Raw genomic sequence first — 10,756 nt, forward strand, 5'->3', positions numbered from 1 at the left:
GACCGTCCCTCTCACCGAGGGGCGGCGTGCTGCACCCGACCGGCCGATCACCGGCGGGCCGGGTGCAGCAGCGCGCAGTCCCCGCACATCGCACCGCCGGGCGGGACCCGGTAGTACAGGCAGCAACTGCGGCGTACGAACGAGGCACCCGGGCCGAGCGAACCGGTGCCGGCGAGCGGGTGCCGTGCCAGTAGCTCGCGGGCGAGATGGCGCATGGCCGCCGCCGACCCGGGGGAATGCGTGCCACCTTGCAGCACGCCCATCAGCGCCGACGCGGCGTTGCCCCACAGCAGCCCATCGGCGACGCGCACGACGTCGCCGAAAGTGACCCGCACCGGATGCAACAGACCGTCCACCACAGTGCGATGGACGAGCCCGGCCGCGTCACCGTCCGCCGCCCACCCGGCCGGCTCGGCCAGCCACAGGGCGATCGGCGCGCCGGGCGCCCAGCGCCAGTGCAACGACGACAGATCCGGTACGACACCGCGGGAGGCGGCCGCGAGCGCCGGCGACCACAGGCGCGCCGCCAGTGCCTGGAACAGGAGTGAGGCCGCGACCCGGTCCTCTGTCGTCCCGAGCCTGCGCGCGTACTCGTCGATCAGACCGCGCAGCGTCACGGGATCGAACTCGGCGAGCGGCCGCCAGGTCGGATCGGCCGCTTCCGCCGGGTCGGTCGCCACGGCGAAGAAGGGCCCGAGCCGCGCGACGTCGCGCAGCACCCGGCTGACCGTCTCGGCATCGGCCAGGGGCGCCGGCGGATCCTCAGCCGACGTACCTGGCCGGGTGCTCATGGCCGCATCGTAGCGGCGCCCGAAGGCGTGAACCTCGCGCGGCGGCTACTTGCCGGCCGCACCGCCGTTGTCCCGCCGGTCGAGGGCGATCTGAACGGCTCGGATGGCCTCGTCCTGGGCGTCGTCCGCAGGCGTGGGGGCACAGGTGTTCTTCATGGATCAGGCTCCATATCGCGGTGCGGCACGGTACTGGACCTTCGGCCGGCACCTCATTCCGCGGCGGGTCGCCGGCCTGCCCGGCGCCTCAGGCTCCGTCGCGGGTGCCAAGAATCACTGAATGGCACCACATGGTCACATTGATAGTACCCGCGGGCTCACGCGATAGTTTTGCGATGCGGCCAATGTTTCCACATGTTGAGACAACAGGCTCCCAGGGCCGTCTCCCCCCGAGCGCCGACAGCGGCCTGGCGGCGACGGAACGGCCGGCACGACCGATGGCCGGCCCGACGAACGGCCGTGACCTCGCCACGGGCGTGCGCCCGCCGCGAGGTCACCGCCGGGATATGAACCTCAGTTCTCGTCGAGGTCGACGCGGCGCCCCATGTCGGCGCCGATCTCCCTGGTGATCGAGTCGAGCAGGTCCGGGGTGATCGCCGAGTCGACGGTGAGCGCGATCAGAGCCTTGCCGCCCTTCTCGTGCCGGCCGACCTGCATCCCGGCGATGTTGATCCCGAGGTCGCCGAGCAGCTTGCCGACGACACCGACGATGCCGGGCCGGTCGGTGTAGGCGAAGAACGCCATGTGCGCCGCCGGAAGCAGCTCCATGTCGTAGCCGTTGATCTCGACGATCCGCTCGACCTGCTTGGGGCCGGTCAGCGTGCCCGAGACCGACACCACGCCGCCGTCGCCCATGGTGCCCCGGACCGTGACGACATTGCGCCAGTCCGGGCTGTCCTCGCTGGTGGTGAGCGTCACCTCGACGCCTCGGTCGCGCGCCAGCAGCGGTGCGTTGACGAAGGTCACCGACTCTTCGATCACGTCGACGAAGACGCCCTTGAGCGCCGCCAGTTCCAGCACCTTGACGTCGTGCGCGGCGATCTCGCCCCGCACGATGACGTCGAGCCGTACGGGGACGCCGCCCGCGAGCGCGGTGAAGATCCGGCCCAGTTTCTCGGCCAGCGGCAGCCCCGGCTTGACGTCCTCGGCGACCGCGCCGCCCTGCACGTTCACCGCGTCGGGCACGAACTCTCCGGCGAGCGCCAGCCGGACCGACCGTGCCACCTGGGTGCCGGCCTTCTCCTGCGCCTCGTGCGTGCTCGCACCGAGATGCGGGGTCACGACGGTGTTGTCGAAGTGGAACAGCGGGCTGTCGGTGCACGGCTCGCTGGTGAAGACGTCGATGCCCGCACCGGCCACCCGCCCGTCCTTGAGGGCCAGGGCCAGCGCGTTCTCGTCGACGATGCCGCCGCGAGCGGCGTTGACGATCCGCACGCTCGGCTTGACGTCGTGCAGCTCCTTGTCGCCGATCAGCCCGAGCGTCTCGGCCGTCTTCGGCAGGTGCACGGTGATGAAGTCGCTCTCGCGCAGCAGCTCGTCGAGAGGGACCAGCCGGACGCCGAGCTGGGCGGCGCGCGCCGCCTGCACGTACGGGTCGTAGGCGATCACGTTCATGTCGAAGGCCGCGAGCCGCTGAGCGACCAGCACGCCGATGCGGCCGAGGCCGAGCACGCCGACGGTCTTGCCCTGGAGCTCGACGCCGGTGTACTTCGAGCGCTTCCACTCGCCCTTCTTGAGCGCGGAGTGGCCCTGAGGCACGTTGCGCGCGATGGCCAGCAGCAGCGCGATCGCGTGCTCGGCGGCCGTGACGATGTTGGAGGTCGGGGCGTTGACGACCATGACCCCGGCCTTGGTGGCGGCCTCGACATCGACGTTGTCGAGGCCGACGCCGGCGCGGGCGACCACGCGGAGGCCGCGGGCGTGCTCGAACACCTCCGCCGTGACCTTGGTCGCGCTGCGCACGATCAGCGCGTCGACATCGGCGACGGCCGGGAGCAGCTGATCACGGTCGGCACCGTCCACGTGCCGGACCTCGAAATCGGTCTCGAGCACGGCGATGCCGGCTGGCGAAAGCTCTTCTGCGACGAGGACGACAGGCTTACTCAAGGAATAGTCCTTTTTCGGATGGATTCAGGCGATGAAGGTCGCGAGACACCTCCTCGTGCCGCGCCAGCGCCCCAGTTTAATCCGTGGCCCCGTAGCCGGAGGCGACCACCCCTGCGCGTCATAGGGCGGGTTCACCGCGTGAGATCCCGGACGGCGGATCAAGATCGGCGAGGGCCAGGGTCGCCGGGTCACCCGATGCGCCGTACGAGCGGCAGCCTCGACCGGGTGAACAGCCCGGCGGCGATCATCGCGATCAGCGGCACGGCGATCCCGACGCCGGCCAGCAACTGAAACGGAACCGCGATCATGACACCGTGCTCCGGCACGCCGCCGGTCACCGTCCCGAATGACCCGTCGTTCGAGGTGAGGGGGAACGCCACGGCGATGCCCGGCACCATCCCGGCCGCGATGCCGAGCCAGCAGCCGAGCAGGGCGACGAACCCCGCCTGCCCCATCATGAGCAGCCGCCGGGTACGAGGCCGCGCGCCCACGGCGGCGAGCGTCGCGAGATCGGGCCTGGCGTCGGCGGCGGACAGGCCGGTGGCGATGAGCGAGCCACCGAGCACCATGATCGCGCCCGCGCCGGCGAGAAGCAGCAGCGGCATGGCGAACGACTGCGTGAATCCGCGCTCTGTGTAGATGTCGACCATGTCCGTGACCCCCGCCACCACCTCGTCGAGACGCTTCCCCTCGGCCACGGTGACCCGGTGGTCCGCCGCCGCGATGAGCAAGGCGGCCGGCGTGGTCGGCAGTCCGAGCCTCCGCGCCGCCGAGGGAGGCAGGAGCGCCGTCGGAGCCGATCCGGCGGCATCGGCCCGGACCGCGGGCAGTGTCACCTTACGCAGTTCCTCGACGCTCCCTTGCTGGGACCGTACGACCTTGAGGACAGTGGCCCCGTCGCGCACCCCGCGAGGGTCGAAGAGGACGGCCTTGCCGGCCTTCAGCGCCGCCATCACCGCGGGGTCGTCACGGCCCAGGATGAACCGCGCGACGGCCTCGTCGCCCACCGCGTACTCGAAGCTGAATTCACTGGTGCCGTAGATGCATGCATCTGGATTGGCTTCGGAACACTCGCCCAGAGTGGCGCTTTCAACGTGGGTGCAGTCGTCTGTGGAGCCGCACGCATTCGTGCCGCCCACCTCGAAGAGCTCGGTCACCGGCACGCCGGGCAGCTCCCGTGCGATCGTCTGCCGTACGCGCTGGAACTCTCCGGCGTCCGTTACCTGAATCAAGGTAGATCCCGCCTGCAGCCGTGGCACGTACTCCACGCGTTGCTGGGCGAAGTCACTCGTTCCCGCGATGGCGAGCGCGGTCACCCCCGCGACCGCCGCCATGATGGCGGCGACGACGGGACCGGTACGGCCCCGGTTCCGGGAGGCGTCGCGAACGGCGAGCCGCATCGGCAGGGGGAGCCACCGGGCGAGCCGTCCGGTGAGCCCGATGATCCAGGGCCCGGTCATGACGAATCCCACGATGATCAATATCGCTCCGGCGGCCGCCCCGAACTCGCGCAGCACCTTCACGCCCAGCACGCTGGTCGCGAACCCGGCCGCGATCAGCACCGCTCCGGCGATGGGCCAGCCCCTGCGGGTGACGGCCTGTTCACGCCGGCCGGCCAGTGCCGCCACCACGTTCATGCGCGCGGCCTGCCGGGCGGGAACGTACGCCGCGGCCAGGCCGCTCAGCGCACCGACCAGCATCGTGGCCACCACCCAGCTCCACGGGACCTCGAAGGGCCCCATGGCGGTGCCGGTGGACCCCTCGATGACGGGCACCGCCGCGGCGGCGACGCACAGCCCCGCGAGCACCCCGAGAACGCCCGCGCCGAGCCCGGTCACCAGTCCTCCGCCGAGCACGATGACGCGCAGGTGCCCCCGGCCTCCCCCACCGGCGGCCACCAGGGCGAGCTGGCGCCGCTGGCGCCCGATGCCCACCGCGAACGCGGGCCCGGCCAGCAGCACGACCTCGAGCACGATCATCGCGATGATCATTGCGATGACGGCCATGCCCGTGGTGTCCGAACCGCCCTGGATTTCGGCGGGGATCTCGCTCTTCGCCGGCGGCCGCCGTACGACCTCGCGGGAGAGCACGATCAGACCGGACGCGTTGAGATCGCGGACATCGGCCCAGCTCACCGGGCGACCGGTGGTGGCGAGCCACTGATGCGGGCCGTCCCCGCCCGACAGCACACCCGGCAGGCTCAGCACGGTCATCTCCCCTGGGACACGGGGGTCTTCGACGTAGCCGACGACCGTCTTGCGCTCACCATCGCGGTCGACCTGGATCGATCCGCCCAGCCGGAAGCCGCGCTCGCGCACGGCGGCCGAGATCGCGATCTCGCCTGAAGAGGCGGGCGCACGACCGGCGGTGATGCGAAGAATGCCGCGGGTCATGGGGTCACGAAGGTCCAGCTCTCGCACCATGGCGGTGACGTAGCCCCGGTCCGTCCTGATGGGCGTCTCGCCGTCGGTGGTCATCGGGATGACCCGCGCCCCCGGACCGAACTTGGCGGCGACCACCTGGCCGACCTCCTCGGTCTCCCACGGCCTGCCGAGCGCCCCTTCGCCGCCGCCGACCGAGCCGGCGAGGCTGTTCGGTTCCTGCAGTACCGGCGTCCGGTCGTGACCTTCGATCCGGGCGTCGGCGCGGCCCAGGTCGTACGGCAGCGACTCTGCCGCCGACCAGGCGTCCGTCCTGATCAGCACGGCCAGGGTCGTGATGACCAGCACCGGCAGCCCGATCATGCAGACGACCAGCGCGGTGCGCCCCTTCGAGCGGAGGGCGTCACGCCGGGCGATGCGCAGTGCGGCCCTCAGCGAGCTGATGTTCATCGGGCGCCCTCGAGCAGGGTCTCCGGGCCGGGACGCGAGCCCGCGTCGACGATGAAGCCGTCGCGCAGGAAGATGACGCGGTCCGCCCAGGCGGCGTGCCGGGCATCGTGGGTCACCATCAGGCAGGCCGCGCCGGCGTCGCAACGGGCGCGCAACAGCCGCATGACGTCGTCGCCGGTCTGCGAGTCGAGGGCGCCGGTCGGCTCGTCGGCCAGGACCAGCCGCCGGTCCCCCACCAGTGCGCGGGCGATCGCGATCCGTTGCTGTTGGCCGCCGGACATCTCGTCGGGAAAGCGATCGGCGAGATCGGTGAGGCCGACCTCCTCGAGGGCCACGCGGGCCTGCGCGCGGGCCTTCCGGGTGGCCACGCCGTCCAGCTCGCGCGGGAGCATGACGTTCTCCACCGCGGTCAGCCCGGGGATGAGATTGAGATCCTGGAAGACGTATCCGATGCTGCGGCGGCGGACCGCCGAAAGGGCGGTGGCACTGAGGGAGCCCAGGTCGGCCCCCTCGACCGTGACGCTTCCGCGGGTCGGGGCGTCGAGGCCGCCGGCCAGCGTGAGCAGCGTGGACTTGCCCGATCCGGAAGGACCCATCACGGCGACGAACTTGCCCGGGCCCACCACGAGGGTGACCTCGCGGAGCGCGTGCACGAGACCGGCGCCGGTGCCGTGATCGCGGGAGACCTCCCGCATTTCCAGGATGGTCATCGTTTCGTCTCCTCGGGGGCCGCGGCGGTCTCGGTGGCGGACGAGCGCTCGGGCGTGGGCTCCGGAGCCGGCTCGGGCAGTGTCGAGGCGCGCAGGACGTAGGCCTCGCAGTGGTCGAGCCAGCGCACCTCCGCCTCGGCCTGGAAGATCATGGATTCGAGGACGAGCCGCCAGGCCCGTTCCCCGGCCTCCGGGGGCACCGCGGGGCCGTCGGCCTTGAGCCGGGTGAGGTCCTGCAGGGTGCGCAACGTCGCCGTCCGCTGGGCCTGCACGACGTCGCGGACGTCCACGCCGGGGCTGGTGACGGCCATGGCGAGCTTGATCGCCAGTTCGTCGCGCGGGCGGTCGGTGCGCGCGATGGGCGTACGGAACCACCGCCGCACCTCTTCGGCGCCCTCCGGACTGATCCGGTAGATGAAGCGTCCCTCTTCGTCGGCGCCGACGCGGACGGTGAGGCCGTCGCGTTCGAGCCGGGACAGCGTGGAGTAGACCTGCCCGATGTTGAGCGGCCACGTCGAGCCGGTGGAGGCCTCGAATTCCGCGCGCAGCTGGTAGCCGTACCTGGGTCCCCGCGCCAGCAGGGCCAGCAGACCATGACGGATCGACATGCCTACGTAGTATGCATACGGCGTATGCTCTCCGCAATGGCCCGGCCATACCGAGTCGTGAAATGCCGGGAAACGGCGAAAGGGGCGCACCGCCTTACGGCGACGCGCCCCCTCGTACGTGCGAACCCGCGAACGTCAGTCGTTCAGCCAGCTCATCATCGGGCGGAGCTTGGCTCCGGTCTGCTCGATGGCGTCGTTCTGCTCGGCCTCGCGCTGCTTGAGGAAGTTCGGCCGGCCTGCGTCGAACTCCTCGACCAGCTGACGGGTGAAGGTACCGTCCCGGACCTCGGCGAGGATCTTGCGCATCTCCTCACGGGTCTGCTCGTTCACGATGCGGGTGCCCCGCGTGTAACCGCCGTACTCGGCGGTGTCGGACACCGACCAGTACATCTTCGAGATGCCGCCCTCGTACATCAGGTCGACGATCAGCTTCATCTCGTGCAGGCACTCGAAGTAGGCGATCTCAGGCTGGTAGCCCGCCTCGGTGAGCGTGTCGAAGCCCGCCTTGATCAGCTCGGACACCCCACCGCAGAGAACGGCCTGCTCACCGAACAGGTCGGTCTCGGTCTCCTCCGCGAACGTGGTCTTGAGCGCGCCGGCGCGGGTCCCGCCGATGGCCTTGGCGTAGGACAGCGTGAGCGGCCAGGCGTTGCCGGTCGCGTCCCGCTCGACGGCCACGAGCACCGGAACCCCGCGGCCCTCGGTGAACTGACGGCGCACCAGATGACCCGGGCCCTTCGGCGCCACCATGGCGACGTCGACGCCCTCGGCCGGCTCGATCAGGCCATAGCGGATGTTCAGCCCATGGCCGAAGAAGATCGCGTCGCCGGGCACGAGCGCGGGGGCCACCGCCTCGGCGTACAGCGCGCGCTGTACGTGGTCGGGCGCGAGGATCATGATGAGGTCGGCCTCTTCGGCCGCCTCGGCCGGCGTCGTCACGCGCAGGCCGTCGTTCTCGGCCTTCTCCCGGCTCTTGGAACCCTCGGGCAGACCCACCCGTACGTCCACGCCGGAGTCGCGCAGCGACAGCGCGTGCGCGTGCCCCTGGCTGCCGTACCCGAGCACGGCCACGTGCCGGTTCTGGATGACGCTCAGATCCGCATCGTTGTCGTAGAACATCTCAGCCACTTGCCATACCTTTCCGTGTGAAGCGGGAGGACGTCGAGCGAGCGCCGTGGCGCCGCCCGCCCGCCGCCGAACGGGCGGCGACGATCCCGCCGTTGCTAGGCGCTGCGATCGAGAGCTCGCAGCGAACGATCCGTGATGGAGCGGGCACCGCGGCCCACCGCGACCATGCCCGACTGAACCAGTTCCTTGATTCCGAACGGCTCGAGCACCCGGATGAAGGCCTCGAGTTTGTCCTTGCTCCCGGTCGCCTCGATCGTGACGGCGTCCGAGGCCACGTCGACGACCTTGGCCCGGAAGAGCTGCACGGTCTCGAGGACCCGCGATCTGGTCTCGGTGTCGGCTCTCACCTTGACGAGCAGCAACTCGCGCTGCACCGAGGATCCGGGGTCCAGTTCGACGATCTTAAGGACGTTGACCAGCTTGTTGAGCTGCTTGGTGACCTGCTCGAGCGGCAGGCTCTCGACGCTGACCACGATCGTCATCCGGGATATCTCCGGATGCTCCGTCGGGCCGACCGCGAGTGAGTCGATGTTGAATCCGCGCCTTGAGAACAGCGCGGACACTCGGGCGAGCACGCCGGGCTTGTTCTCCACCAGCACAGAGAGCGTGTGCCTGCTCATCGCCGTTCCCCTTCTCCGTGGCCGCTCACCGCTAGTCTCCGTTCTCCCACTCGGGGGCCAGGTCGCGGGCGACCTGGATCTCGTCGTTGCTGGTCCCGGCCGCGACCATGGGCCACACCATCGCGTCCTGGTGGACGACGAAGTCCACGACCACGGGCATGTCGTCGATCGCCATGGCCTGCTCGATGGTCGCGTCGACGTCGTCGGCCTTCTCGCAGCGCAGGCCCGCGCAACCGTAGGCCTCCGCGAGCTTGACGAAGTCCGGCACCCGCCTCGAGTGCAGGTCGGTGTTGGAGTAACGGCCCTTGTAGAACAGGGTCTGCCACTGCCGGACCATGCCCAGGCTGCCGTTATTGATCACTGCGACCTTGATCGGGATACCTTCGATCGCGCAGGTGGCGAGCTCCTGATTGGTCATCTGGAAGCAGCCGTCACCGTCGATCGCCCAGACCGTGGTGTCGGGGCTGCCCACCTTGGCGCCCATGGCGGCGGGCACGGCGTAGCCCATCGTGCCCAGACCGCCGGAGTTGATGAACGCGCCCGGCTTCTCATAGCCGATGAACTGGGCCGCCCACATCTGATGCTGCCCGACGCCCGCGACGTACAGCGCGTCCGGCCCGACGATCTCACCGATCCGCCGGATGGCGTGCTGCGGAGACAGCGATCCGTCGCCGGGCTGGTCGTAACCGAGCGGGTAGGTCTCGCGCCAGGCGTTGAGCTGCCGCCACCATGCGGTGTAGTCGCCCATGCGCCCGCCGGCGTGCTCCGCCTGCACCGCCACGATCAGATCGGCGATCACCTCGCGGCAGTCGCCGACGATCGGAACGTCGGCGTGGCGGTTCTTGGAGATCTCGGCCGGGTCGATGTCGGCGTGCACGATCTTGGCACGCGGGGCGAAGCCGTCGAGCTTGCCGGTGACCCGGTCATCGAAGCGCGCTCCCAGGGCCACGATCAGATCGGCGTTCTGCAGCGCGCCGACCGCTCCGACGGTGCCGTGCATGCCGGGCATGCCCATGTGCTGCGGGTGGCTGTCGGGGAACGCGCCCTTGGCCATCAGGGTGGTGACCACCGGCGCGCCGGTGAGCTCGGCGAGCACCCGCAGCTCCGCCGCCGCCCGCGCCTTGATGACGCCGCCGCCCACGTACAGCACGGGCGATCGTGCATCGACGATCAGCTTGGCCGCCTCGCGGACCTGCTTGGAGTGCGGCCGGGTGACCGGGCGATAGCCGGGCAGTTGCAGCGCTTGGGGCCACGCGAAGTCGAAGTTCGCCTGCAGCGCGTCCTTGGCGATGTCGACCAGCACCGGCCCGGGCCGCCCCGTGCCCGCGATGTGGAAGGCCTCGGCGATCGTCCGGCCGATGTCCTCCGGCTGGGTCACCAGGAAGTTGTGCTTGGTGATCGGCATGGTGATGCCGGAGATGTCGGCCTCTTGGAAGGCGTCGGTGCCGATGGCTCCACTGGCCACCTGACCGGTCACCGCGACGATCGGCACGGAGTCCATATAGGCGTCCGCGATCGGGGTGACGAGGTTGGTCGCACCCGGACCGCTCGTCGCCATGCAGACGCCGACCCGCCCGGTGGCCTGCGCGTATCCCTGCGCCGCGTGGCCCGCCCCCTGCTCGTGGCGTACGAGGATGTGACGTACCTGACGGGAGTCGAACAGCGGGTCGTAGGCGGGAAGAATCGCGCCGCCTGGGATCCCGAAGATGGTGTCGACACCGACGTTCTCCAGCGCTCGGACCAGCGCCTGGGCTCCCGTCATCCGTTCGGTCATCTGCTTCGTCCTTGGGTAAGAGAGATCCGGCCAACAAAAAACCCCTCGCGCCGGATGGCGGTCGAGGGGAGCGCACAGGCCTAGCGTGCTTGGTCAGCCTGCGCGCCGACCAAGTACTACAAGGATCTTGGGGTTGCTCTGCACAGCTTCACCTTGGCCGAGTTCCGGCCACCGGTCAAATCTATGACACC

8 protein-coding genes are annotated in these 10,756 nt (G+C 70.2%); all 8 read right to left on the minus strand.

Features of this window, described 5'->3' with window-relative positions; genetic code table 11:
• Positions 1 to 47: 47 nt before the first annotated feature.
• Positions 48 to 791: a (2Fe-2S)-binding protein gene (locus HKK74_RS02630; RefSeq protein ID WP_187241317.1), complete on the minus strand. Its 744-nt coding sequence runs from the start codon at positions 789 to 791 to the stop codon at positions 48 to 50.
• Between the two features lie 510 nt (positions 792 to 1,301).
• Entirely contained in the window at positions 1,302 to 2,894 is a 1,593-nt protein-coding gene (gene serA / locus HKK74_RS02635; RefSeq protein ID WP_187241318.1) for a phosphoglycerate dehydrogenase, read from the minus strand.
• Positions 2,895 to 3,082: 188 nt separating this feature from the next.
• Positions 3,083 to 5,725: an FtsX-like permease family protein gene (locus HKK74_RS02640; RefSeq protein ID WP_187241319.1), complete on the minus strand. Its 2,643-nt coding sequence runs from the start codon at positions 5,723 to 5,725 to the stop codon at positions 3,083 to 3,085.
• Positions 5,722 to 6,435 carry an ABC transporter ATP-binding protein gene (locus HKK74_RS02645; RefSeq protein WP_187241320.1) on the minus strand — a complete coding sequence of 238 codons (714 nt, stop codon included), beginning with the start codon at positions 6,433 to 6,435 and terminating at the stop codon, positions 5,722 to 5,724. The genes HKK74_RS02640 and HKK74_RS02645 overlap by 4 nt, the downstream gene beginning before the upstream one ends.
• A complete protein-coding gene (locus tag HKK74_RS02650) occupies positions 6,432 to 7,043 on the minus strand; it encodes a PadR family transcriptional regulator (RefSeq protein ID WP_187241321.1) in 612 nt (203 codons plus the stop codon). The genes HKK74_RS02645 and HKK74_RS02650 overlap by 4 nt, the downstream gene beginning before the upstream one ends.
• Positions 7,044 to 7,178: 135 nt before the next feature.
• Positions 7,179 to 8,162, minus strand: coding sequence for a ketol-acid reductoisomerase (gene ilvC, locus HKK74_RS02655; RefSeq protein WP_187241431.1), 984 nt, complete (start codon positions 8,160 to 8,162; stop codon positions 7,179 to 7,181).
• 104 nt (positions 8,163 to 8,266) lie between these two features.
• The gene (ilvN, locus tag HKK74_RS02660; protein WP_187241322.1) at positions 8,267 to 8,791 is read right to left on the minus strand and encodes an acetolactate synthase small subunit; all 525 of its coding nucleotides are present in this window, start codon (positions 8,789 to 8,791) and stop codon (positions 8,267 to 8,269) included.
• Positions 8,792 to 8,822: 31 nt separating this feature from the next.
• Positions 8,823 to 10,565, minus strand: coding sequence for an acetolactate synthase large subunit (locus HKK74_RS02665; RefSeq protein WP_187241323.1), 1,743 nt, complete (start codon positions 10,563 to 10,565; stop codon positions 8,823 to 8,825).
• Positions 10,566 to 10,756: the final 191 nt, after the last annotated feature.

The sequence above is a fragment of the Actinomadura alba genome (assembly GCF_014323705.1).
Taxonomy (GTDB): Bacteria; Actinomycetota; Actinomycetes; order Streptosporangiales; family Streptosporangiaceae; genus Actinomadura_C; species Actinomadura_C alba.